This window comes from Rhodococcus sp. P4_F3_2 (assembly GCF_056401335.1).
Window position 1 is genome coordinate 30,841 of record NZ_JBFUJN010000030.1, and the last position, 23,999, is coordinate 54,839.

A 23,999-nucleotide genomic window follows, 5' to 3' on the forward strand; every position below is an offset into this window, starting at 1 on the left:
GTCCTTGTGTCGACGGAGTGGGGTGTTCACAATCTATTACGGAGCGCTACGCAACGTAATAGTTTTCGCGAAACCGGTCGGGTACTGTCCGCAGTTGTGGACGAACGCAAAGATCGACGTATCGGCACCGTCGGAGTGGGGCGCCCTCGAGATCCGCAGGTGGACGACGCCATCCTCACCGCCGCCCGCGAGTTACTGGCGGAGCAGGGTTACCAGAAGACCACGATCACAGCCATCGCGCGAAGGGCCGAACTGGGCACCGCGGCAATCTATCGGCGCTGGGCGACCAAGGAATCCATCATCGAGGATGCGGTCTTCGGAATGCAGGATGCGGCGCTACCGGTGACCACGTCGAATTTGCGTGACGACATGCAGGCCTGGACGAGATGGTTCCTCGCGAGAGTTGCCGAACCGGCAACGCGCGCGGCGATTCCCGGCCTGCTGTCGGCCTACCATCAAGAAGACGGCGCCTACGAACAACTGGTTCGGAGATCGGAAGACCCGGCCCGGCTCGCGCTCGCCGAGCGCGTGCGTGTCGAATTTCCCGAGCGGTCCGACACGGAAATCGTGTCGACCGCCGATGTGGCCTTCGACATTCTCGTTGCAACCACCATCGTGCGGGGCCTCACGAGTGGCCTCGCCGACGGTGACGCGTTCTGCGCGCGCACTGCGGACGCACTGGTTCTGCTGGTTACGTCGACGGGAACCGAGATCAGCCGGCACCGAGATCAGCCGGCAATGAGGGGCTGACCGAGGCGCTTCCTCCGGTCAGGCGCTCGGCGCTTCGCCCACCCCCCACTCGAGCGAACGGTACGTCCGTCGCCTCAGATGCGCCGAAAGCCACTTTCGCTCAGGGGAGAGGCGGTGCAGAGCGAACAAATCGGACTCGCCGGCGGTGGTGAGAATGTATGAGTGGTCATACTTCTGTCGACTCCAGGGTCCTCCACAGTGTGGATCGCGTACCGTTTCCAGACATGGAATTGACTCGAGTTGCGGTGGGCAGTGGTTCGTGCACCGTTCGGATCGACGGGCCGGTCAGCAAGCATGCGGTACTCCTGCTCCCCGGCAAGGGCGACCCCGTCGACTTGTACGACGATGTGTGTGAGCGACTGCATCATTCGGATCTGCGGACCGTCGCGGTGGAATCGATCGAGAATCTCGACGAGACCTCGGCAGTGGTACTTCTGGACGAGTTGAACATCGCCTGGGTGAACCTGGTCGGTCACCGGGAGGGCGCCGATCTCGCGTGGCTGTTGGCTGCACGTCAGTTCGGCCGCTTCGCGAGTTTGATCGCCGTGGACCGTGGACATCCGTCGGCCAGCGATATTGCCGGCGTACCGCCGGTCGAGGTTCCGACCACCGTAGTCGTGGGCAGTGGAGGTCGGGCCATCGCCGACGCCAGCGGTCGTTTCGTGTACTCCGACTTCCGCGTGACGGAACTTCCGGGTGTCGACGACGTCGTCAAGTCGGCACCGGCCGAACTCGCAACCGAGATCGTGCTGCGTACCAGCCCCTGGTGAAACTCTGACCTACGAAAAGGCGGGCACTCCCACTGTGCGGAGTGCCCGCCTTTTCGGCGTCATTAGGGCTGCGGGGCTCAGATGTCGAGGCCGAGCAGCGCGTTCTCGACCACTTCGGCCAGGGCCGGGTGGATCCAGTACTGGCCACGCGCCATGTCCTGAGCTGACAAACCGAAGCTCATCGCCTGGATGAGGGGCTGGATGACGGTCGGAGCCTGAGTGCCCATGACGTGGGCACCGAGGATGCGTCCGGTGCCGCGCTCGGCGATCACCTTGCAGATGCCCTCCTGATCCTCCATCGCCCAGCCGTACGCGACGTCGCCGTATGCCTGCACCTTGACGGTGATGTCGAGTCCGGCGTCGCGAGCCTGCTTCTCCGTCATTCCGACGTCGGCGATCTGCGGGTCGGTGAACACGGCTGCCGGCACGAAGCGGTGATCGGTGCTGCGAAGCTCGGACGTGTCCTTCCAAGCGTCCTGAAGCAGGTTGTGCTGAACAACGCGCGCTTCATGGTTGGCGACGTGCTTGAGCTGGTACGGCGACGAGACGTCACCGAGTGCGAAGACGCCCTCGGCGGTGGTGCGTTGGTATTCGTCGACCACGATCGAGCCCTTGTCGTCGAGTTCGACGCCGGCCTTGTCGAGACCGAGTAGATCGCCGTTGGGCTGGCGGCCCACTGCTACGAGAAGGACGTCACCGGAAACGACTGTGCCGTTTGCCAGTTCGACGGCAATTTTGTCGCCGTCGCCGCGTACCGACGTGAGGGGGGAGCCCAGATGGACGTCCCACTTCTGTTCGGCCAACTCGGTGAAGCGCTCGGAGATCTCGTCGTCGAGGTGCCGCAGCAGTCTCTGGCTGCGACCGATGATCGAGACGCGAGAACCCAACGCGGAGAACACGTGTGCGAACTCGGTGGCGATGAATCCGGAGCCGACGATCACCAGGTGCTCGGGAAGTTCGGGCAGTCGCATGATGTCTTCGTTGGTGTAGTACTTCACACCGCTCGACGCGATCTCTTCCGGGATGATCGGACGCGAACCGGCAGCGATGACCACCTGGTCGGCGGTGATCGTCTCGCCGGTTCCGGTGTCGATCGTCTTGTCTCCGGTGAACGTGGCGTGGCCGCGGTAGACGGTGGTGTTGGGACTGTCTTCGCTGCGGTACCGCTCACCACCTGCGGAAATGGGATCGATGCGGCCGAAGACGCGCTTGACGATGTCGGACCAACGGACGCCGTCGAGCGTGGCGTCGACGCCGTACTTCTCGGCAGTGGTGATGGTGCGTGCCACCTCGGCGGCGTAGACGAACATCTTGGTCGGGATACACCCGACATTGAGACACGTTCCGCCGAAGGTGCCCTCTTCGAGGATTGCGATCTTCTTGCCGTCGAACCGCTCGTCGGGCAGCGAGTTTCCGGATCCGCTGCCGATGATTGCAAGGTCGTAGTGCGTCACTGCGCGATCTCCTGTGTGTTGCTTGCTGTGCTTGCCGAACTTTCTGCGGCCGGAGTGAGGTGGCCGTCGAGCCACTCCAGCCACAGGTCGAGTTCGGAAAAGGCTGTGGCCAAGGGCTTCTCGGTCGAAAGAAACACGTCGTGACGGGCGCCGTCGATCGGGACGATGGTGGTGCGATCGCCGAGGCAACCCGCCCAGCGTGCGATCTGCTTGACGTCGAGAACGGAATCGGCGAGGTCGACGCTCGGGTTGTACGCCTTGGCGAACTGCGACTTCTTCGAGCGCAGAATCAGCGCGGGCACTCCGATATCGAGGCCGCGGTGAAGTTTCGCGTGACCCGCTCGGACGGCCCGCATCCAGCCGAAGGTGACGGGGCAGCCGGCCAGCGGCTTCCAGTCGAGGTTGTAGTCCCACACTCCGTTTGCCGAAACATGAAGGCTGGAACCGTAAGTCGGTAGTCCGGTTCCCGGAATCACCGTCTTCGCCGATACCCGTCCGAGGGCGTCGATCGCGGTGGTTCCCACGTTACGCACCACCGAGGGGCCCTGAAGATCGAACCAGGGACTGTTGAGCACCAGCCCGCAGATTCCGGCGCCGTCGCTGCCACCGGGCTTGCGCTGCAAACGGTTCAGCCACAGCGGGACGATCAGACCGCCGGTCGAGTGCGCCATGAGCAGCACCTCGCTCCCGTCGGTCTCGCTGCGGACGATGCGCAGCGCCTCGTTCAGTTCGGCGTCGTAGAGCGCAAGGTCGGAGACGTAGTGCGCCGTGTGTCCCGGCTTGAGGGATCGCCCGCACTTGCGCAAGTCGAGTGCGAAGAATGCGTAGCCCTGCTCGGCAAAATGCTCGGCCAGGTGCTTCTGGAAGAAGTAATCGGTGAATCCGTGCACGTACAAGACGGCACGACGTGTCTTCACCGCCTCCTTCCGCGGTTGGTAGCGGACCAGTGTTGCGTCCACCTCGCCTTCGCCGTCCGGATCCGTTCCGAGCGGGATCGTCAGCTGCTGATATCCGTCACCGAGGACGTCTGGAACCCAAGTAGTCACAAATCACAATCTAATCGTCGTTTCGGGTGCGCGTTGTAGAGCACAATTGGGGGTGGTGAACCGCGCGAGTACGCACGGGTAACCTATTCGGCGTAACACAGCAGGCGGATGCGCGCACGGCTAATGACAAGGAAGTCGATTCTCCAGTGTCGAATCAGAACGCGGTAGAGACGAAGACGGATGTAGTGCTCGTGGGCGCAGGCATCATGAGCGCCACGCTGGGTGCATTGCTGCGCCAGCTGCAGCCCGATTGGTCGATCTCGACCTTCGAGCGGCTCGATGCCGTCGCAGCCGAGAGCAGCGACCCCTGGAACAACGCGGGAACCGGTCACTCCGCCCTGTGTGAGCTCAATTACACCCCGGAGAACTCCGACGGCACGGTCGACATCAAGAAGGCCGTCAACGTCAACGAGCAGTTCCAGGTGTCCCGCCAGTTCTGGGCACACGCGGTCGAGCAGGGCGTCCTGACTCAGCCCAAGGAATTCATCAACCCCATCCCACACGTGAGCTTCGTTCACGGTGAGGCCAACGCCAAGTACCTGCGTGCTCGCTACGACGCACTTGCCGGCCACACGCTCTTCCGCGGCATGGAGTACATCGACGATCCGGCCGAGTTCAGCGAGCGTTTGCCGCTCATGGCCAAGGGACGCGACTTCTCCGATCCCATCGCCCTGAACTGGAGCCAGGACGGCACCGACGTCGATTTCGGAGCGCTCACCAAGCAGCTCATCGGCTACATCGGTAAGACCGGCGGCAAGATGTACTTCGGCCACGAGGTCACCAACCTGACCCAGAACTCGGACAAGTCCTGGACCGTCAAGGTCACCAACCGTCGCACCGGCGAAAAGCGCACCGTTCGCTCGCGCTTCGTGTTCGTCGGTGCTGGTGGCGGCGCCCTGCACCTGCTGCAGAAGTCCGGCATCAAGGAAGCCAAGGGCTTCGGTGGCTTCCCGGTCAGCGGTGCTTTCCTGCGATGCACCAACCCCGAACTCATCGACCAGCACAGCGCCAAGGTTTACGGCAAGGCTGCCGTCGGCGCCCCGCCCATGTCGGTGCCGCACCTCGACACCCGTGTCATCGGCAACAAGCCGGGTCTGCTGTTCGGCCCGTACGCCGGATGGTCGCCGAAGTTCCTCAAGCAGGGTCGCGTCACGGACCTGCCCGGCTCGGTCAAGCCGAACAACATCCTCTCGATGCTCGGCGTCGGCGTCAGCGAGCTCGGCCTGGTCAAGTACCTGGTCAGCGAACTCGCCAAGAACGAAGCCGGTCGCATCTGGGATCTGCGTGAATTCGCGCCCAAGGCGCAGGCTCAGGACTGGGAGCTCATCACCGCGGGCCAGCGCGTCCAGGTGATCCGCCGTGCCAAGGGCAAGGGCGGCGTCCTCGAATTCGGTACCGCTGTGGTCGCCGCTGAGGACGGCTCCATCGCCGGCCTGCTCGGCGCTTCGCCCGGTGCGTCCACGGCCGTCCCGGCGATGCTGGACGTACTCGAGCGCTGCTTCCCGACCGAGTTCCAGGGTTGGAAGGGCAAGCTTCGCGAGATGGTTCCGTCCATCGGCGTCAAACTCACCGACAACGAAGGCCTGTTCAACCAGGTCTGGGATTGGTCCTCGAAGGTTCTCGAGCTCGATTCCGCTGGTGCTTCCGAATCGGCTCCGGTCGCGGATACCGTCGCGACTGTGTGATAGTCCAACCCATGACGGCAACAGCAGCTTTGAAGCGTTCATGGGCACTCGACCTCGACAACAAGACGTTCTACGAGTTGTTGAAGCTTCGAGTGGAGGTCTTTGTCGTCGAGCAGGCCTGCCCGTATCCCGAGTTGGACGGGCGGGACCTGCTGACGGAAACACGCCACTTCTGGCTCGAGCAGGACGGCCAGGTGGTGTGCACACTCCGTCTGCTCGAAGAGCACGACGACGGAAACAAGAGCTTCCGAATCGGACGCCTCTGCACGTCGCGTCAGGCTCGCGGCCAGGGCCACACGACCCGCCTCCTGCAGGCCGCACTTGCCGAGGTCGGCGAAGCGCCGTGTCGGATCAACGCCCAGACCTACCTGGTCGAGATGTACGCCAAGCACGGATTCAAGGCTGACGGCGAAGAGTTCATCGAAGACGGCATCCCGCACACCCCGATGCGCCGTGGCGGGGGAGAGCCTTTCGTGGCTGTCAGCTAGTTTGTCGGAGATTTGACCCTGGTCGGCTCGTGGAAAAGCGAGCCGACTAGGGTTTTTTCGATACCGAATGTTCGCGGGGAAGTCCTGTTCGATCCAGGCGCGGTCCCGCCACTGTGAAAGATCTCTCCTCTACCGACTGACCGGGAGATCTCAGCCAGGTTGCCGCGACATTCGAGTGCAGCCAAATTCTCGGCGAGGAAACCGAGAGGTGGAGGGATATCGACGTGCGAAGTGAAGAAGATCGACCAGTGGCGGGCTTCCCGTTCAGTGCTGTGGTCGGCCAGGATCAATTGCGGTTGGCGCTGATTCTGTGTGCTGTGCATCCGGGGATCGGTGGAGTCCTGGTCCGCGGTGAGAAGGGAACTGCCAAGTCGACGGTCGTGCGCGCGCTGACTGCGCTGCTGCCCGCGGTCGACGACGCCGGAACGACACGACCGGCCCGCTTGGTGGAACTGCCCGTCGGCGCCACCGAAGACCGAGTGATCGGGTCCATCGACCTCGAGAAGGTTCTCCGCGACGGTGAGCGCGCTTTCCAACCTGGACTGCTCGCCGCGGCTCACCAGGGAGTTCTGTACGTCGACGAGGTGAATCTGCTTCACGACCACCTGGTCGACGTGCTTCTCGACGCCGCGGCGATGGGTCGCGTTCACATCGAGCGTGACGGAATCTCCCATTCGCACCCGGCCAAATTCGTACTCGTCGGCACGATGAATCCCGAAGAGGGAGAACTGCGTCCACAGTTGTTGGACCGTTTCGGACTGGCGGTCGATGTCGCAGCTTCCCGCGACGTCGACGTACGCATGGAAGTGGTGCGTCGCCGGCTCGACTACGAGCGCGACCCCGAGGCGTTTGTCGCTCGGTACGAATCCGCCGATGAGGAGCTCGCGGCCGAAATCCTCACGGCGCGTGAGAAACTGGACTCGGTCGAGCTGAGCAACCGCGAGCTGCGTCGAATCGCCTCACTGTGTGCGTCGTTCGACGTCGACGGTATGCGCGCGGACCTGGTGCTGGCGCGCACCGCGACTGCCCACGCTGCCTGGCGAGGCGACAGTGAGGTCACTGCGGAGGACGTGCGAGTGGCTGCGGAACTGACGCTGCCGCACCGCCGCCGCCGCGATCCGTTCGACGAGCCCGGCTTGGATCAGCAGCAGTTGGACGATGCACTCGAGCAGGCCGATCAGGACGCCCAGTCGCAGGTAGAGGACGACGCGCGCGACGGAGAGCCCGAACCTCCCGAGAATCCCGAAGACCGTGGCCCTGACGAAGACCGTGGCCCGGAAGATGGTGGCCCCGAAGACGGCGGTCCGGACGACGAGGGTCCGGACGACGACGGCCCGGAAGACCCTGACGGACCTGGTGGGGGAGTACGCGCTACCGATCGCCCCTCGGCGCCACCGGCCGGCGAATTCAAGGCCAAGCTCCTCGAGGTTCCTGGTGTCGGCGAAGGTGCACCGGGACGCCGCTCGCGGTCCATGTCGTCCCGTGGACGAGTCGTGCGGTCCACGCGGGAACGTGGCCACGGATTGCATCTGACGAGCACGGTCTTCGCCGCAGCCGAGTCTCAAGTTGCGCGCGGCCGCACTGCTGGACGGCTGCGGCTGGCACCCGCTGATCTCCGCGGCGCGATTCGTGAAGGGCGAGAAGGCAATCTGATCGTCTTCGTTGTCGACGCGTCGGGGTCGATGGCAGCACGCGACCGCCTCTCCGCGGTCACCGGTGCGGTTGTCTCGTTGCTCCGCGACGCCTATCAGCGCCGCGACAAGGTCGCGGTCATCACTGTCCGTGGTCGTGAAGCAGAGCTCGTACTGCCGCCGACCTCTTCGGTGGACATCGCCGTCCGTCGCCTGCAGTCGATGCGGACCGGCGGCAAATCCCCACTCGCAGAGGGATTCCTGCGTGCTCGCGAAGTGGTTCTGCGGGAACGGCTTCGTGACCCGCAGCGCCGCGCCCTCGTCGTCACGCTCACCGACGGCCGGGCTACCGGGGGCAAGGACGCGCTGCACCGCGCCCGCGTCGCCGCGCATCTTCTTGCCGACGCGTCCGTCGCTTCCATCGTCGTCGACTGCGAGACCGGCCTCGTGCGTCTGGGGCTGGCAGCCGAGTTGGCCCGAGAACTACGTGGCGGTTACGTCCGCCTTGCCGAATTGTCAGCGCAGCAGGTCGCGGGTGTCGTCCGCGCCGCAGCCTAGATCCCAGCTCAGGAGTTCACGATGCCCAAGGGTGTTCCCGAGACAGTTCCCGACGACGGTCTGACCACGCGTCAGCGTCGTAACGCGCCGGTACTTGCCGTGCACACCGGCCCGGGAAAGGGTAAGTCCACCGCAGCTTTCGGCATGGCGCTGCGTGCCTGGAATCAAGGGTTCGACATCGGCGTGTTCCAGTTCGTGAAGAGTGCCAAGTGGAAGGTCGGCGAGGAAGCCGCGTTCCGCGCGCTCGGAAACCTGCATGACGAAACCGGCGTCGGTGGGCCGGTGCAGTGGCACAAGATGGGCGAAGGTTGGTCATGGACACGCAAGGCCGGTAGCGAGGAAGATCATGCTGCTGCCGCTGCGGAGGGTTGGCAGGAGATCGCGAGAAGGCTTGCAGGCGAAGAGCATCGATTCTATGTCCTCGACGAGTTCACGTACCCGCTCAAGTGGGGTTGGGTGGACGTGGACGAGGTAGTGCAGACACTGCGCGATCGCCCAGGCAACCAGCACGTCGTCATCACGGGGCGTGATGCCCCGCAGGCGCTGATCGACGCCGCCGACCTCGTGACCGAAATGACGAAGATCAAGCACCCGATGGATGCCGGCCGAAAGGGTCAACGGGGCATCGAATGGTAAGTCCTTCCACTCCGGCCGTGGTGATCGCCGCTCCTGCCTCGGGTAGCGGAAAGACCACGGTGGCAACGGGATTGATCGGCGCGCTGCGACGGTCCGGAAGCAGCGTTGCACCCTTCAAAGTGGGGCCGGACTACATCGACCCGGGTTATCACGGACTCGCGGCAGGGCGGCCCGGACGCAACCTCGACACTGTTCTGGTCGGCCCGGATCGCATCGGACCGCTCTACCGGCATGGAACCGCCGGCTGTGACATCGCCGTGGTCGAAGGCGTCATGGGTCTGTTCGACGGAAAGATCGACGAGGCCAACTCGCAGCCGTCGGCGGAGGGATCGACGGCGCAGGTCGCGTCGATCCTCGGTTCGCCGGTAATCCTCGTGATCGACGCCCGTGGGCACAGTCAGAGTCTGGCCGCCGTACTCCACGGCTTCGCGACCTACGACGCAGGTGTGCGCATCGGCGGCGTCATTCTCAATCGCGTCGGGAGCGCTCGTCACGAGCAGGTGTTGCGTCATGCGTGCGACAAGGTCGGCGTCGCAGTGCTCGGAGTTGTGCCACGGTTGACGGAACTAGAAGTTCCCTCCCGGCACCTCGGTCTGATTCCGGCGGCCGAGCACGGCGCCGCCGCTGTGGCCGCAGTGGACGCGATGTCCGACTTGATTGCCTCGCACGTCGAACTGGACGCTGTTCGCGCACTGGCCGCCTCGAACGTGGGTGCAGCTGCATGGGATCCGGTTGCCGAGGTCGGCGCACATGCCGAGTCTCGTCCCGTGGTTGCCATGGCGGGCGGCCCTGCCTTCACCTTCGGCTATGCCGAGCACCGTGAACTCCTGACTGCTGCCGGCGCGGACGTGCAGGTGTTCGACCCGTTGCGGGACGAGCTTCCCGCGGGAACTGCTGCTCTTGTCCTTCCTGGCGGGTTCCCGGAAGAGCATGCGGTGGACCTCGCGGCCAATACCGTTCTGCTGCAGCAGGTTCGTGACCTGGCGGACGGCGGCGCACCGATCCACGCCGAGTGTGCCGGTCTGCTCTACCTCGCTCGCAGCTTGGACGGTCACAGCATGGCCGGTGTTGTCGGGGTGGATGCCACATTCGGGAAACGCCTGACCCTCGGGTACCGCGAAGCAGTGGCGATCAGCGACTCCACCCTCTTCGACGCAGGCTCCCGCGTCACCGGTCACGAGTTCCACCGAACGTCTCTCGTCTCGGCAGACGCGGACGGTTGCGGAAGTGCGTGGGGATGGCGGCCCTGGGACGGCGGCAGTGTCCGCGAAGGATTTGTTCGCGGCGGCGTCCACGCGTCGTATCTCCACACTCATCCGGTGGGGCAGCCCCAATCGATCGCGAAGTTCGTCGATGCCGCACGGGGATGACCTCTGTATAGGCGTTGGATTCACGACGAGCGCCACCGCGAAGGACATCGTCGCTGCGGTGAACGCGGTGCTGCAGGAGCGAGCGAGGATCGTGGTCCTCGCCACTGCGACCGGCAAGGCGGCGTCTGCAGCTCTGCTCGCTGCCGCCGATGAACTGAACGTCCCGATTGTGAGTTTCGACCCGGACGTACTTGGGCGAGTTCAGGTTCCGTCACCGTCGACTCGCGTCGAGCACGCGATCGGGACGGCAAGCGTCGCGGAAGCGGCGGCGATCCTCGCCTCCGGGGGCGGGCCGCTCCTAGTGGCCAAGACTGCCAGGGATGGAGTGACCGTGGCGGCGGCCCGTAAAGTTCCCTCCAGCTTGAACAATTCTGACGACGAAACGGAGTGCGAGTGAGCGAGTCCACCGCAGACGAGACCAACTACTTGGTCGGCCTCAACCTGACCGATCGACGCGTGGTCGTGTTCGGTGGCGGCACTGTGGCTCAGCGCCGACTCGGACTGCTGGTCGCCTCTGGTGCCCGTCTTCACGTCATCAGTCGCGCGTTCACTCCAGCCGTCGAAGGTATGGCCACGGCCGGGCAGATCACGGTCGAAGAGCGCCCGTACGCCGACGGCGACCTCGAAGGTGCGTGGTATGCCATCGCCTCGACCGACGAGCCGGAAACCAATGCAGCGATCGTCGCCGAAGCGGAGCGTCGCCACATCTTCTGCGTGCGCGCCGACAACGCGAAGCACGGCACCGCGGTAACTCCCGCCAGCGCCGAGTACGACGGTATGAGTATCGGAATTCTTGCCGGCGGCGATCACCGTCGTTCGGCAGCAGTCCGCACCGCGGTCGTCGAAGGTCTTCAGTCGGGCGTGCTCGCCGATACGGCCGAGCCGGCCGCTGCGGGCGTTGCTCTCGTCGGTGGTGGCCCCGGTGACCCCGACCTGATCACCGTGCGCGGACGCCGTTTGCTCGCACGCGCTGACGTCGTCGTGGCCGACAGATTGGCTCCGCCGGAGTTGCTCGCCGAACTGGGTCCCGACGTCGAGGTGATCGACGCCGCGAAGATCCCGTACGGCCGTGCCATGGCTCAGGAGGCCATCAACGCCGCGCTGATCGACAACGCGAAGGCAGGCAAGTTCGTGGTCCGCCTCAAGGGCGGGGACCCGTACGTCTTCGGGCGGGGATACGAAGAACTCGAAGCGTGTGCCGCTGCCGGCGTTCCCGTGACCGTAGTGCCCGGAATCACGAGCGCGATCTCGGTCCCGTCGGCCGCGGGCATCCCGGTGACCCACCGCGGTGTCACCCACGAGTTCGTCGTCGTCAGTGGGCACGTGGCTCCGGATCATCCGGATTCGCTGGTCGACTGGTCGGCACTGGCCAAGTTGCGCGGCACGATCGTGCTGCTCATGGCGGTCGAGCGCATCGATCAGTTCGCCAAGGTACTCGTCGACGGTGGACGCCCGGCAACCACGCCGGTCACCGTCATCCAAGAGGGCACGCTGCGCACTCAGCGTGAACTTCGGGCCGATCTGGCGACCGTTGCTCAGCGCGTCAAAGACGAGGAGATCAAGCCTCCGGCGATCATCGTGATCGGGCCGGTCGCGGGCTTTTCCGTCGACGCTGGGTAACGTGAAGTCTTGTGTCTGATTCCCCAACATCTGAAACCGCTTCGGCGAATGCCCCGGTAGCCACTCGAGTCATCGGGCTCGCCATCATCGTCCTGAGTGGTTTGCAGATGATGGTGGTGCTCGACGGCACCGTCGCGAACCTCGCGCTGGCGCCACTGCAGGCAGACCTCGGGCTGAGCGACAGTGGTCGTAATTGGGTGTTGACCTCGTACGCGCTTGCGTTCGGTGGGCTCATGCTCCTCGGCGGTCGCCTCGGTGACGCGTACGGGCGCAAGAAGATGTTCATCGCGGGAGTCTCGCTGTTCACGGTGGCGTCGTTGCTCTGTGGTCTCGCCCTGAACGAGGGCATGTTGATCGCAGCGCGGGCGCTTCAAGGTGTCGGCGCAGCCGTAGCGTCGCCCACCGCCTTCGCCCTTGTTGCCACGACTTTCGCCGCGGGTCCGGCTCGTAATCAGGCCATCGCGATTTTTGCCGCCATGACGGGCGTCGGATCGATCGCCGGTCTGATCATCGGCGGCGCATTGACCGAGGTGTCGTGGCGTCTGATCTTCCTCATCAACGTCCCGATCGGCATCGCGCTCGTCGGCATGGCGTTCCGCGCCCTTCGCGAGACGAATCAGACGCGTCTGGCTTTGGATGTCCCCGGCGCGATCCTCGCGACCCTCGGTTGTACCGGTGTTGTTTTTGCTCTCACCGAAGGCCCGGAAATGGGATGGGGGAGTATCGCCGTCATCGGTGCATTGGCGGCCGGATTGGTCGCCCTCGCCGCCTTCCTCTTCGTCGAGCGAACTGCAGACAACCCGCTCTTGCCCTTCTCGTTGTTCGCCGATCGCAACCGTGTCGCGACGTTCCTCGCCATCTTCTTCGTCGGTGGCGCGATGTTCAGCATGACGGCCTTCGTCGCACTGTTCGTGCAGGACATCATGCAGTATTCGCCGTTGCGTGCCGGTATCGCGTTCATTCCGTTCGCGTTCGGATTGGGCGCCGCCGCGTCGGTTGCTTCCAAGCTCGCCGTAAAGGTTCAACCCCGTTGGCTGGTCCTCACCGGCGTCGTGATCATGATCGTCGGACTCCTCTACGGGTCTACTCTGGATTCGGATTCCACCTACCTGGCCAACTTGTTCGTGCCCGTGATCGGGATCGGATTCGGTATCGGCCTCGCGATGGTGCCCTTGCCACTGTGCGCGATCGCCGGTGTGCCGGAGACCGAGATCGGCCCGCTGACGGCCATCGCTCAGGTTGCCCAGACGCTCGGTGGACCACTGGCGCTGTCGGTGATCGGTGCGATGGCGACGTCGAAGACGCTCTCGCTCGGGGGCACTTCGGGCAAGGCCGCGGACATGAATCCGGCGGAATTGATCGCACTCGGAGAGGGATACACCTTCGCACTTGTGGGCTGCGCGGTCTGCGCGGTGTTCGCCGGTATCGCGGCGCTGTGCATCAGGTTCACACCTTCTCAGGTAGCCCAGGCTCAGGCTGCGGAGAAGGCAGCTCAGGGAATCGCCTGATCAGTCCTGTTTTTCCGCTTCGCTAGCCGATACGATCGTTGCAGGACGTGCCGAGAGTCTCGACGAATCGGGGTGCCGTGATGCGGATCGCGGACATATTGCGAAACAAGGGCAACAGCATCGTCACGATCGACGCCCACACGACGGTCAACGGGTTGCTGTGCGATCTTGCCCGCCACAACATCGGAGCCATGGTGGTGGTCGACGACGACGCGGTGGTCGGCATCATCTCCGAACGCGATGTCGTTCGACGCCTGCACGAGCGTGGCCCGGACCTTCTCGGGATCCAGGTTTCCGAGGTCATGACCGCTCTGATGTACACGTGCGTTCCKGCAGACGCAGTGGACAGCATTGCCGCGATCATGACCGAGCGTCGAATCCGGCATCTGCCGGTGATCGAGGACGGCAACCTCCTCGGCATCGTCAGTATCGGTGACGTGGTGAAGAGCCGCATCGACGAGCTCAAGAGCGAACGCGATCAGCTCGAGTCGTACATCGATCAGGGCTGATCGATAGGTTGTCGCACGGTGACTACTCTCGTGTGATGGCCGCATTCCAGGAATCCACAGCAGAGACGGTCACCATCGTGGCCGGCCTCGAGAGCACCTTCGCCGACGAACTCGGCGCTCTGACGGTGCCGTGGCAAGGTGCTGCCGCGCCCGACCCGCAGTTGCTCGTGCTGAACGAGCAGCTGGCTGCGTCGTTGAGATTGGACGTAGAAGCGCTGCGAAGTGTGGACGGGATCGGCGTCCTGTCCGGTTCGACGGTGCCGGTCGGGGCCACACCGGTGGCGATGGCATATGCGGGTCATCAGTTCGGTGGGTACGCGCCAATTCTCGGGGACGGTCGGGCGTTGTTACTCGGCGAACTCGTCAGCAGTGACGGGCAGCGTGTGGACTTGCATCTGAAGGGCTCTGGGCGCACCCCGTTCTCTCGGGGCGGCGACGGGTATGCGGTCGTAGGGCCGATGCTGCGCGAATATCTCGTCAGCGAGGCGATGAATGCCCTCGGTGTCCCCACTACGCGCGCGCTGTCGGTGGTGGCGACGGGCCGAGACGTTCGCCGCAACGGCGCAGAACCCGGTGCCGTGCTTGCACGGATCGCGTCGAGTCACCTACGCGTTGGGACCTTCGAGTTCGCGGCCCGGCAGGGCGAGGTATTGCAGCCGCTCACCGATTACGCGATTGCCCGGCACTACCCGGAGCTGACCGAACTTCCGGCAACGGGTACACACAATCGCTACCTGAAGTTCCTCGAGGCGGTGGTTGAGGCGCAGGCATCACTGGTGGCGAGGTGGATGCTCATCGGTTTCGTGCACGGGGTCATGAACACCGACAACACGACAATTTCGGGGGAGACCATCGATTACGGTCCGTGCGCCTTCCTCGACGCGTTCGATCCGGCGGCAGTGTTCAGCTCGATCGACCACGGGGGCCGCTATGCATTCGGCAATCAGCCCGCTGTACTGAAGTGGAACCTGGCGCGCTTGGCAGAAACGCTGTTGCCACTGATCGATTCCACACCCGACGAAGCAATTTCCGCGGCGTCAGCAGTTCTCGAGACCTTCGACGAGCGCTACGAGGGTCACTACGCGGCCGGTCTCGCGGCAAAGCTCGGTCTGGCCCAGCCGTTTGTCGATCGGGCGCTCGTCGACGATCTGCTGACGTTGTTGGCGGAACACGGTGCTGATTGGACGGGCAGTTTCCGCGCTCTCGCCGACGAATTGCGCGGAAATTCGGTGCCTCTCGACAACCTCGTGCCACGGGAGCACATCGCGCCCTGGTTGCAGCGGTGGCAGGGAGCCCTGACCGAAAACGGACACGCGGCCGCGGAGACCGCGAGCGCGATGGATCGCGTCAACCCGCTGTACATTCCGCGTAATCATCGGCTCGACGCTGCCCTGCGCGCCGCGACCGACGGCGACCTCGCTCCCTTCGAGAAGCTGCTGGAGGTGGTCACGCATCCCTTCGACCGACGCGACGAGTGGGCTGACTACACCGAGGCGGCTCCGCAGTCTTTCAGCGAAACATTCCAAACCTTCTGTGGCACTTGACAGACGAAGCCATCAATCCGTCAGGATGATCAATTCACGCTCCGACGCGATTTCGACGCGCAAGCCCGCCTTCGACGCCACCCGCGCAACCCCCTTGATGTCGGTCGGTTCGGCACGCGAGACCACCAGCGCACGGGCGAGCAGACCTTTGTGGTGCTTGTTGAAGTGACTGACGACAGTGCGGGTGCCGTCCGGCTTCTCGGTGAGGACCGTTGCGATCAGTGCGTCCGGAACCGGTCCGAGGTCTTGGTAGGTGCCGGACCGTAGATCGATGACAAGGCCGTCGGCTTCGGCCGCCAAGGCCTTCGGCAACTCCGGCTTCCACAGTGAGCGGAGCGTGTCCATCCCGGGCAGCTTGGACCCGCCGGAAAGGCGGTAGGCGGGGATCAGATCTCCCGCACGGACTGCACCGAACAGAGCGGAGCCGATCGCGATCCGATCGAGAGCCTTGGCCTTCTGGGCACGGGTGAACGACTTGGCGTCGAGGGCGTCGAAGAGCACCCCGGTGTAGCGCTGCAGTGCGGGCCGCGTCGCGGACACCCACAGCTTGGCGTTGCGTTCCACTTCGTCTGCTTGCGTCGGACCGAGCCCGAGCGCTTCGCACGACGCCTCGACGTCAGCGGCCAGATCGACCAGCGTCTGAACCAGCAATTCGCGCGTTTCGGTCAACTGTGGCATCGACAGTTCGGCCAGATCGAGGGGCGCATCCTTGCCGCCGTCGGACTTGGTTTCTGAGGGAGGCAGCAGTACAAGCACGCTGTAACCGTACCGAGGCCCGCTCGGCCGACTGCGGCGACTATCCTTACACCTCGTGATTACCCGTCTGTCCCACCTGTTCCTGCGTACCCTGCGTGACGATCCCTCGGACGCCGAAGTTGCCAGCCACAAATTGCTGGTTCGTGCCGGCTACGTGCGTCGTATCGCTCCAGGCGTCTACTCGTGGTTGCCGCTGGGATTGCGGGTGCTGCGCGAGGTTGAGCGTGTTGTCCGCGAAGAAATGAATGCCATTGGTGGGCAGGAAATTCTGCTGCCTGCTCTGCTCCCGCGCGATCCGTACGAGGCGTCGAACCGCTGGACCGAGTACGGCCCCAACCTGTTCCGCCTCAAGGACCGCAAGGGCAACGACTACATGCTCGGCCCGACCCACGAGGAGCTCTTTGCTCTGACGGTCAAGGGTGAGTACAACTCGTACAAGGACTTCCCGGTCACCCTGTACCAGGTGCAGACCAAGTACCGCGACGAAGAGCGTCCGCGTGCGGGCATTCTGCGTGGTCGCGAGTTCCTCATGAAGGATTCGTACTCCTTCGACCTCAGCGACGAAGGCCTGACGGAGTCGTACCAGGCGCACCGCGGTGCCTACGAGAAGATCTTCACGCGTCTGGGCGTCAAATACGTCATCGTCTCGGCGACCTCCGGTGCGATGGGCGGCAGCGCGTCCGAGGAGTTCCTTGCCGAGAGCGAGATCGGCGAAGACACGTACGTGCGCTGCCTCGAATCCGGGTACGCYGCCAACGTCGAGGCCGTCAAGACTGTTGTTCCCGACTCGATTCCGTTCGACGGGCTGCCCGAAGCGAAGGTGTACGACACCGCGAACACACCCACCATCGACACCCTCGTGGACTGGGCGAACGGTGCCGACCTCGGCCGCACCATCACCGCCGCCGACACCCTCAAGAACATCATGGTCAAGACCCGCCTGCCCGGCGGCGAGTGGGAACTGCTCGGTATCGGCATCCCCGGCGACCGTGAGGTCGACGAAAAACGCCTCGAAGCTTCGCTGGAGCCGGCCGAGTTCGTGATGATCACCGAGACCGACTTCAAGAACAACCCGTTCCTGGCAAAGGGTTACATCGGCCCGAAGGCTCTGCAGGCCAACGGCGTTCGCTACCTTGTCGATCCGCGCGTCGTCGACGGCACCAGCTGGATCACCGGCGCCGACGAAGACGGCAAGCACGTGGTCGGCCTCGTTGCCGGTCGCGACTTCACCCCTGACGGAACCGTCGAAGCCGCCGAGGTTCGTGACGGCGACGCCTCTCCCGACGGAGCCGGCACGCTGGTCTCGGCTCGCGGTATCGAGATCGGGCACGTCTTCCAGCTCGGCCGCAAGTACACCGACGTCTTCACCGTCGACGTCCTCGCCGAGAACGGCAAGCCCGTCCGCCCGACCATGGGTTCGTACGGCGTCGGCGTCTCGCGTCTGGTGGCCGTCATTGCCGAGCAGCATCACGACGAAAAGGGCCTGCGCTGGCCTGCCGAGGTTTCACCGGCCGACGTCTACCTCGTCATCGCGAACAAGGACGAGACCGCGCGCGAAGGCGCCGAAGGCCTCGCCGCGCAACTCGACCGTGCCGGACTCGAAGTGATTCTCGACGACCGTAAGGCGTCGCCTGGCGTGAAGTTCAAGGACTCCGAGCTGATCGGTGTTCCGCTGATCGTTGTCGTCGGCCGTGGTTGGGCCGACGGCAAGGTCGAGATTCGCGACCGCTTTACTGGCGAGAGCCGTGAGATCGACGCCGACTCGGCGATCGAGGAGATCATCAGCGCAGTTCGCGGCTGATTCGAATAGTCGTCAGGGCCGCCGCAGCCACCTTCCGAGGTGTCTGCGGCTTGGGCAGAAGTCGACGGCTATCTCGTTTCCACGTTGGTAGGTGAAGATCCGGTTCTCGACGCGGCACTCGCCGCCAACTCCGAGGCCGGTCTCCCGCCCATCGACGTGGCGCCGAACCAGGGCAAGCTCCTCAACCTTCTGGCGCGAATGTGCTTGGCGCGCAATGTCCTCGAGATCGGAACGCTCGGCGGATACAGCACGATCTGGCTCGCTCGCGCGGTCGGCCCCTCGGGCCAGGTCATCACGCTGGAATTCGATCCCACTCATGCGGATGTCGCTCGGGCGAATATCGAGCGCGCCGGCTTGGCTGACCGTGTCGACGTCCGCGTCGGGGCCGCGCTCGACAGCCTCCCGTCGATCGCGAAGGAAGAGTTGGGACCTTTCGACTTGGTCTTCATCGACGCCGACAAGGAGAACAACACCGAGTACGTGCGGTGGGCGTTGGCCCTTTCGCATCCCGGAACCGTCATCATCGTGGACAACGTGGTGCGTGGGGGACATGTGTCCAACCCGGATATCGACGACGAGCGCGTCAAAGCGAGTCGAGCGGTGTTGGAGATGATCGCGGCCGAGCCGAAACTCGACGGCACCGCCATTCAAACCGTGGGTTCGAAGGGGTGGGACGGGTTTGCCGTTGCAGTAGTGAACGAGTGAGCGCAGACTCGAAGCGGTGAGGATGCTGGGGGCAGCAAAGGCGGCATGGCGATGGGTGCGCAGTGCTCCCGGTACCTATGTCTGGTTGCTTGCCCTGCTGTTCACCACACTGTTCCTGCGGCATCTGCCTGACAATGTCGAGGAGCGTTTTCTCGGCAAGCGCTCGACCAATCTGCATCACCTGGCCGAAGACCCGCTACGAGTCCTGTTCTCGAGTGCCTTCTGGCTCGAAGGTGGCGGTTGGTTGGGATACCTGGTTCTCTTCACCATCTTTCATGCAACGGCTGAGCGTTGGCTCGGGACGTGGCGGTGGCTGTGTGTTGTCGTCATCGCCCACGTCGGAGCCACGTACATCAGCGAAGGTGTTCTGTACGAAGGTATTCGGCACGGATACGTGGCGGAGTCGGCGGTCAATACTCTCGACGTGGGAGTGAGCTACGGTCTGGCCGGCATCATGGGGATTCTGGTGTACCGCATCGTCGATCCGTGGCGATACGTCTATCTCGCGGGGCTGTTGCTCTTCTACGGTGTACCTCTGATTTTCGCCACCAATTTCACCGCCATCGGCCACATGTCTGCGTTGTTGCTGGGATTGGCGTGCTATCCGATCACGCGTGCTCGGGCGGGCACGTGGAATCCGATGGACCTGTGGCATTCGCGAAGAATCGCAGGTCTTCCATGAATCGCACCGCGGAAAGTTACCCGCTGGTAGTTTAGCGTCATCGACGAAAGGTAATGACGTGTCTGGCACCGATGGATTGCTCTTCAACCCCCATACTTACGACCCCGCTCAGTTCGATCCGGAGACCCGCCGTTTGCTGCGAGCCACCATCGAATGGTTCGAGAGGCGCGGCAAGAAGCAACTGCTTCAGGACGACCTCGACGCAGTGTGGGTCTCCGACTTTCTCGAGTTCGTCGGAAAGGAGAAGTTGTTCGCGACGTTCCAGACTCCGGCGGCATTCGCCGACGGTGACGAGAACCGTCGTTGGGACGGTGCCCGCAACGCGGCCTTGAGTGAGATCTTCGGTTTCTACGGACTCGCTTACTGGTACGCCTGGCAGGTCACGATCCTCGGACTCGGACCGATCTGGATGAGTGACAACGACGCAGCGAAGAAGCGTGCAGCGCAGGAACTTGCCGACGGCGGCGTCATGGCGTTCGGCCTCTCCGAGCGTGATCACGGCGCCGACGTGTACTCCACCGACATGCTTCTCACTCCCACCGACGGCGACGTCGCCTTCCGCGCGAGCGGCGAGAAGTACTACATCGGAAACGGCAACGTAGCCGGAATGGTGTCTGTGTTCGGGCGTCGTACCGACGTCGAGGGTCCCGAAGGCTACGTGTTCTTCGTCGCCGACAGTGCACATCCGAACTATCAGCTTGTGGACAATGTCCTGCGCGGGCAAATGTACGTCAGCAATTTCCGCCTCGACGACTACCCGGTGCGCGAGGAAGACATTCTGCACACCGGCGTCGCCGCATTCGAGGCCGCGCTCAACACGGTCAACGTCGGAAAGTTCAACCYGTGCACCGGCTCCATCGGGATCACCGAACATGCGTTCTTCGAAGCAATCACCCACGCGCAGAATCGAATTCTCTACGGTAATCCGGTCACCGACTTCGCCCATGTACGCGCCGCCTTCGTCGACGCGTACTCACGTCTGATCGCGATGAAACAGTTCAGCGCGCGAGCAGTCGACTACTTCCGCAGCGCCAGCCTCGAAGACCGTCGCTACCTGCTGTTCAATCCCATGACCAAGGCCAAGGTCACCTCGGAAGGTGAAAAGGTCGTCGGGTTGCTGCACGACGTGATCGCGGCAAAGGGGTACGAGAAGTCCACGTACTTCCGTGAAGCAGCGCAGATGATCGGCACGCTGCCCAAGCTCGAGGGCACCGTCCACGTCAACGTCGGACTGATCCTCAAGTTCTTGCCGAACTACCTGTTCAACCCCGCGGAGTTCCCGGAGATCGTCACGCGCGACGACGCAGCCGACGACGAGTTCTTCTGGAATCAGGGACCGACCCGCGGCGCTGCGAAGATCCAGTTCCACGAGTGGAAGCCCGTCTACGAGAAGCACTCTTCGATCCCGAACGTCGCTCGTTTCTACGAGCAGGCGATCGCACTCACCGAATTGCTCACTGCCGCAGCGCCGGACGCGCAGCAGCAGAAGGATCTCGATTTCATGCTCAATGTCGGGCACCTGTTCTCCCTCGTCGTCTACGGTCATCTGATTCTCGAGCAGGCCGAGATCAGCGGACTCGACGCCGACGTTGTCGATCAGATCTTCGACTTCCAGATTCGCGACTTCTCGGGATAYGCGATCGCACTGCACGGAAAGCCGTCGTCGACGCCCGAGCAGCAGAAGTGGGCCTTGGCCGCAGTGCGGAAGCCTGTTGTGGACAGTGAACGCTTCGACCGGGTGTGGCAGCAGGTCAAGGCGTACGACGGTGCATACGAGATGCGCGCATGACCGCGCCGGTGGTACGTGAGCAGTTGATGGCCGTCGTGGAGGGATCCCCGAAAGCCGTCGGCGCGCATGATCGCTCGACCTGGGTTGCGCTGTTTGCCGAAGACGGCCAGATCAACGACCCTGTAGGTTCACGTCCGCATAACGGGCAGGCGGCGATCGAGAGTTTTTACGACACGTTCATCGCCCCCAATTCGATCACCTTCCACGTCGAGCGCGATATCGTGTGCGGCCGCACAGTGTGGCGCGATCTGAGCCTCGCTACCGAGATGTCGACCGGAGTCGTCCTCGACGTGCCGATGCATTTGCGCTACGACTTGGTGGGGGAGCCCGATTCCTTGCGGATCGGAACCCTCTATGCGCATTGGGAATTGGCAACGATGCTGAGCCAGCTCGCTACCGCCGGCGTTGCCGGGGTGAAGGCTGCCGCGAAATTGACCCCGCAGCTGCTCTCGAACCAGGGGATCGGCGGAGCGCTCGGATTCTCGCGCGGCATCTTCGGAGTCGGAGACAAAGGCAAGAAGGCGGCTTCGCGGTTCCTCGATGCGGCCGCTGTCGGTCGAACGCCGCCGGTACCCGTCGAGCTTCCGGCGGGGACGCAGTTGTCCAATGCTGACGTCAACGCTCTGCTCACCGGCGTGACGAAGAGCAAGATGCTGGTTGCCGGTCGAACTGTGACGGCGAGCGTAATCGTGTGCGGGGAACCGGCCATCGCCCTGTTCGGCTTCGAGGCGAGCGGTCATCGCCTCAATCGGGTGCGCTTCTTCACCGAGAGCTGATACCGAGAACACTCGAACGCAGGTCAGGCTCGGCGCGCCACTCCATCCGCAGACAGCCAGTGCTGCGGATTCATGTAGATCGCTACCTGCTCGCCCAACTGCGATCGCGCGAATTCGAGATATCCGTCGACCTTGTCCGGGGTCAGGTATCGCCGCGAGACTTCGACCAGCATCTCGTCGGTGCCCGGAACGATCTTGTCGACGGATCCGCTGACGCTGACGTAACGGATTGTCGGATCGAGCCTTTCGGCCATCAACGAGAAATGCCCGGCCGACTCGATGAGTCGAGCCTTTCGTGAATCCTTGCCGGTGAGGATCCATGGTTTGCCACCGGGCGAGTACAGGTACCAGATCGGGACGGTCAACGGACCGCGTTCGGTGCCGTCCGCTACGGACAGCGCCCCGATGTGGGGTTCGGCCAGGAACTGTTCACGCTCATTTTCGGAGAGTGCCATTCCTCGAGATTACCGCGACGTTTGACATGGCGTTGTGACTCCGTACACAATCGATGTGCTCATTATGAACATGCGTTCGCAATGCGAACAGATCTCGATCTGGACTACTGGATCTGAACCGGTAGCGAACGCCCACAAGCAGTGAATGTCGAGGATCCGATGACCGCACCGCATACGCAATCGAGTTCGATCACCGGTTCGCCTGGGGCGCGTGCCGCAATGTGGGTAGCACCGTTGTGTTGGATAGCTGTGCTTCTGGACGGATTCGATCTGGTCGTACTCGGCGCGGTCATTCCTTCACTTCTCGACTACGACGCGTGGGGATTGAGTACCGGCACGATCACGATGATCTCGACCTTCGGGCTCATCGGCATGACCATCGGCGCCCTCGTCATCGGCACTCTCACTGACGTCATCGGTCGACGCCGCGCGCTGCTGTACGCCGTTGCCGCATTCTCGATTCTGACTCTGTTGTGCGCAATTGCGCCCAATCCGTTCATCTTCGGTCTGCTGCGCTTCCTCGCCGGGGTGGGACTGGGTGGCGCCCTTCCGACGGCATTGGCTCTGGTCAACGAATTCTCGAAGAAACAAGGCGGTGGATCTGCGTCGACCATGCTGATGACCGGCTATCACGTCGGCGCCGTTGCCACCGCCGCGCTGGCGCTCGTCGTGATCGAACCTTTCGGTTGGCGAGCGATGTTCGTTGTCGGCGCACTTCCTGCCGTCGTCCTGATTCCACTCATGTTGCGGTATCTGCCGGAATCCCCGTCGTACCTTCTCGCTCACGGAAAGCGTGCCGAGGCCGAGGAAATCGCTGCCCGCTACGGTGTCGAGCTCGAGGCTGCGCCTACGTCCGAAGCTGGGCGCGCCGAAGCCGCCAATCCCGTTCGCGCACTGTTCTCTTCGAAGTTCCTGCGTAACAGCATCGCCATCTGGATCACCAGTTTCATGGGCTTGCTGCTCGTCTACGGATTGAACACGTGGCTTCCGACGATCATGCGCGAGGCCGGATACAACCTCGGAGCGTCGTTGACGTTCCTTCTGATCCTCAATGCCGGAGCAGTCGTCGGACTGTTGATCGCCGGGGGTGTCGCGAACAAGATCGGCCCGCGTACCGCAGCCATCGTGTGGTTCACGGGAGCGGCGTTGTTCCTGGCGCTTCTGAGTGTGAAGGTGTCGTTCGGAATCTACGTGATGGTCTTCCTCGCCGGATGCTTCGTTTTCAGTGCACAGGTACTGGTCTACGCCTTCACGAGCGCCAATCACCCACCGCAGATTCGCGCGACAGCGCTCGGATGGTCGGCGGGTGTCGGCCGGGTCGGTGCGATCTGTGGCCCGATTCTGGGCGGAGTTCTCCTGGGTGCGGGTTACGCCGTGCCGTGGGGCTTCTACGCTTTCGCGCTCGTCGGACTGCTCGGTGCAATTTCGATCTCCTGCACACGGGTTCGCACCTGAAATACCAGTTT

Annotated in this window: 22 protein-coding genes; 18 read left to right on the plus strand and 4 right to left on the minus strand. The window is 63.5% G+C overall.

The features are described 5' to 3' along the window. Positions 1–96: 96 nt before the first annotated feature. Positions 97–750 carry a TetR/AcrR family transcriptional regulator gene (locus AC1DWA_RS25995; RefSeq protein ID WP_477845914.1) on the plus strand — a complete coding sequence of 218 codons (654 nt, stop codon included), beginning with the start codon at positions 97–99 and terminating at the stop codon, positions 748–750. A gap of 224 nt (positions 751–974) precedes the next feature. Further along, positions 975–1,520, plus strand: a complete 546-nt coding sequence (locus AC1DWA_RS26000) for an alpha/beta fold hydrolase (protein ID WP_003942671.1) — start codon at positions 975–977, stop codon at positions 1,518–1,520. Positions 1,521–1,597: 77 nt separating this feature from the next. Here the strand turns inward: AC1DWA_RS26000 and mtr are convergent, their stop codons facing one another. Next, on the minus strand, positions 1,598–2,974 hold the full coding sequence (gene mtr, locus AC1DWA_RS26005; protein ID WP_211916905.1) for a mycothione reductase: 1,377 nt from the start codon (positions 2,972–2,974) through the stop codon (positions 1,598–1,600). Next, positions 2,971–4,020 carry an alpha/beta hydrolase gene (locus AC1DWA_RS26010; RefSeq protein ID WP_020907416.1) on the minus strand — a complete coding sequence of 350 codons (1,050 nt, stop codon included), beginning with the start codon at positions 4,018–4,020 and terminating at the stop codon, positions 2,971–2,973. Before AC1DWA_RS26010 ends, mtr begins: the two co-directional genes overlap by 4 nt. 146 nt (positions 4,021–4,166) lie before the next feature. On the opposite strand from AC1DWA_RS26010, the gene mqo reads away from it, so the two are divergent. From mqo to AC1DWA_RS26060, 10 genes are all read left to right on the plus strand, one after another. Continuing rightward, entirely contained in the window at positions 4,167–5,705 is a 1,539-nt protein-coding gene (gene mqo, locus AC1DWA_RS26015) for a malate dehydrogenase (quinone) (RefSeq protein ID WP_020907417.1), read from the plus strand. A gap of 11 nt (positions 5,706–5,716) precedes the next feature. After that, a complete protein-coding gene (locus AC1DWA_RS26020) occupies positions 5,717–6,193 on the plus strand; it encodes a GNAT family N-acetyltransferase (protein WP_003942808.1) in 477 nt (158 codons plus the stop codon). A 224-nt stretch (positions 6,194–6,417) separates the two neighbouring features. Next, positions 6,418–8,382, plus strand: a complete 1,965-nt coding sequence (locus tag AC1DWA_RS26025) for a magnesium chelatase subunit D family protein (protein ID WP_046378419.1) — start codon at positions 6,418–6,420, stop codon at positions 8,380–8,382. 21 nt (positions 8,383–8,403) lie between these two features. Beyond that, positions 8,404–9,018, plus strand: a complete 615-nt coding sequence (cobO, locus tag AC1DWA_RS26030; RefSeq protein ID WP_019748043.1) for a cob(I)yrinic acid a,c-diamide adenosyltransferase — start codon at positions 8,404–8,406, stop codon at positions 9,016–9,018. Then, a complete protein-coding gene (locus AC1DWA_RS26035) occupies positions 9,012–10,388 on the plus strand; it encodes a cobyrinic acid a,c-diamide synthase CobB (protein ID WP_047888845.1) in 1,377 nt (458 codons plus the stop codon). The genes cobO and AC1DWA_RS26035 overlap by 7 nt, the downstream gene beginning before the upstream one ends. Continuing rightward, positions 10,372–10,785, plus strand: a complete 414-nt coding sequence (locus AC1DWA_RS26040) for a cobalamin biosynthesis protein (protein ID WP_041814958.1) — start codon at positions 10,372–10,374, stop codon at positions 10,783–10,785. Before AC1DWA_RS26035 ends, AC1DWA_RS26040 begins: the two co-directional genes overlap by 17 nt. After that, positions 10,782–12,008 carry a uroporphyrinogen-III C-methyltransferase gene (cobA, locus tag AC1DWA_RS26045; protein ID WP_477845915.1) on the plus strand — a complete coding sequence of 409 codons (1,227 nt, stop codon included), beginning with the start codon at positions 10,782–10,784 and terminating at the stop codon, positions 12,006–12,008. The genes AC1DWA_RS26040 and cobA overlap by 4 nt, the downstream gene beginning before the upstream one ends. A gap of 11 nt (positions 12,009–12,019) precedes the next feature. Beyond that, positions 12,020–13,516, plus strand: a complete 1,497-nt coding sequence (locus tag AC1DWA_RS26050) for an MFS transporter (RefSeq protein ID WP_019748047.1) — start codon at positions 12,020–12,022, stop codon at positions 13,514–13,516. Between the two features lie 80 nt (positions 13,517–13,596). Further along, positions 13,597–14,025 (plus strand): CBS domain-containing protein, encoded by a 429-nt coding sequence (locus AC1DWA_RS26055; RefSeq protein ID WP_007735005.1) that lies wholly within the window; start codon positions 13,597–13,599, stop codon positions 14,023–14,025. A gap of 35 nt (positions 14,026–14,060) precedes the next feature. After that, positions 14,061–15,569, plus strand: a complete 1,509-nt coding sequence (locus AC1DWA_RS26060) for a protein adenylyltransferase SelO (protein ID WP_283384482.1) — start codon at positions 14,061–14,063, stop codon at positions 15,567–15,569. A gap of 12 nt (positions 15,570–15,581) precedes the next feature. Here AC1DWA_RS26060 and yaaA read toward each other — a convergent pair whose 3' ends face one another. Next, positions 15,582–16,325, minus strand: coding sequence for a peroxide stress protein YaaA (yaaA, locus tag AC1DWA_RS26065; protein ID WP_477845916.1), 744 nt, complete (start codon positions 16,323–16,325; stop codon positions 15,582–15,584). A gap of 55 nt (positions 16,326–16,380) precedes the next feature. Here yaaA and AC1DWA_RS26070 point away from each other — a divergent pair, with 55 nt between their 5' ends. The 5 genes from AC1DWA_RS26070 to AC1DWA_RS26090 are packed head-to-tail and all read left to right on the plus strand — an operon-like array spanning position 16,381 to position 22,078. Continuing rightward, entirely contained in the window at positions 16,381–18,126 is a 1,746-nt protein-coding gene (locus AC1DWA_RS26070) for a proline--tRNA ligase (RefSeq protein WP_211916897.1), read from the plus strand. Positions 18,127–18,165: 39 nt separating this feature from the next. Further along, the gene (locus tag AC1DWA_RS26075; RefSeq protein WP_477917210.1) at positions 18,166–18,831 is read left to right on the plus strand and encodes an O-methyltransferase; all 666 of its coding nucleotides are present in this window, start codon (positions 18,166–18,168) and stop codon (positions 18,829–18,831) included. Between the two features lie 22 nt (positions 18,832–18,853). Next, positions 18,854–19,513, plus strand: coding sequence for a rhomboid-like protein (locus AC1DWA_RS26080; protein WP_021343988.1), 660 nt, complete (start codon positions 18,854–18,856; stop codon positions 19,511–19,513). Positions 19,514–19,571: 58 nt separating this feature from the next. Next, positions 19,572–21,302: an acyl-CoA dehydrogenase family protein gene (locus AC1DWA_RS26085; RefSeq protein ID WP_477917212.1), complete on the plus strand. Its 1,731-nt coding sequence runs from the start codon at positions 19,572–19,574 to the stop codon at positions 21,300–21,302. Continuing rightward, complete coding sequence (locus AC1DWA_RS26090; RefSeq protein ID WP_021333004.1) at positions 21,299–22,078, plus strand: nuclear transport factor 2 family protein; 780 nt, start codon at positions 21,299–21,301, stop codon at positions 22,076–22,078. Before AC1DWA_RS26085 ends, AC1DWA_RS26090 begins: the two co-directional genes overlap by 4 nt. A 23-nt stretch (positions 22,079–22,101) precedes the next feature. On the opposite strand, the gene AC1DWA_RS26095 is transcribed toward AC1DWA_RS26090, so the two are convergent. After that, positions 22,102–22,533 (minus strand): pyridoxamine 5'-phosphate oxidase family protein, encoded by a 432-nt coding sequence (locus tag AC1DWA_RS26095; protein WP_477917214.1) that lies wholly within the window; start codon positions 22,531–22,533, stop codon positions 22,102–22,104. A gap of 159 nt (positions 22,534–22,692) precedes the next feature. Between AC1DWA_RS26095 and AC1DWA_RS26100 the strand changes: the two genes are divergently transcribed. Further along, positions 22,693–23,988 carry an MFS transporter gene (locus AC1DWA_RS26100; RefSeq protein WP_020907429.1) on the plus strand — a complete coding sequence of 432 codons (1,296 nt, stop codon included), beginning with the start codon at positions 22,693–22,695 and terminating at the stop codon, positions 23,986–23,988. Positions 23,989–23,999 lie beyond the last annotated feature (11 nt).

Excerpts from the sequence above, each read along its gene's own strand:
- AC1DWA_RS26000 (WP_003942671.1), top strand. The coding sequence starts at position 975 with ATGGAATTGACTCGAGTTGCGGTGGGCAGTGGTTCGTGCACCGTTCGG.
- AC1DWA_RS26020 (WP_003942808.1), top strand. The coding sequence starts at position 5,717 with ATGACGGCAACAGCAGCTTTGAAGCGTTCATGGGCACTCGACCTCGAC.
- cobO (WP_019748043.1), top strand. The coding sequence starts at position 8,404 with ATGCCCAAGGGTGTTCCCGAGACAGTTCCCGACGACGGTCTGACCACG.
- AC1DWA_RS26035 (WP_047888845.1), top strand. The coding sequence starts at position 9,012 with ATGGTAAGTCCTTCCACTCCGGCCGTGGTGATCGCCGCTCCTGCCTCG.
- AC1DWA_RS26040 (WP_041814958.1), top strand. The coding sequence starts at position 10,372 with ATGCCGCACGGGGATGACCTCTGTATAGGCGTTGGATTCACGACGAGC.
- AC1DWA_RS26060 (WP_283384482.1), top strand. The coding sequence starts at position 14,061 with ATGGCCGCATTCCAGGAATCCACAGCAGAGACGGTCACCATCGTGGCC.
- AC1DWA_RS26080 (WP_021343988.1), top strand. The coding sequence starts at position 18,854 with ATGCTGGGGGCAGCAAAGGCGGCATGGCGATGGGTGCGCAGTGCTCCC.
- AC1DWA_RS26090 (WP_021333004.1), top strand. The coding sequence starts at position 21,299 with ATGACCGCGCCGGTGGTACGTGAGCAGTTGATGGCCGTCGTGGAGGGA.
- AC1DWA_RS26095 (WP_477917214.1), bottom strand. The coding sequence starts at position 22,533 with ATGGCACTCTCCGAAAATGAGCGTGAACAGTTCCTGGCCGAACCCCAC.
- AC1DWA_RS26100 (WP_020907429.1), top strand. The coding sequence starts at position 22,693 with ATGACCGCACCGCATACGCAATCGAGTTCGATCACCGGTTCGCCTGGG.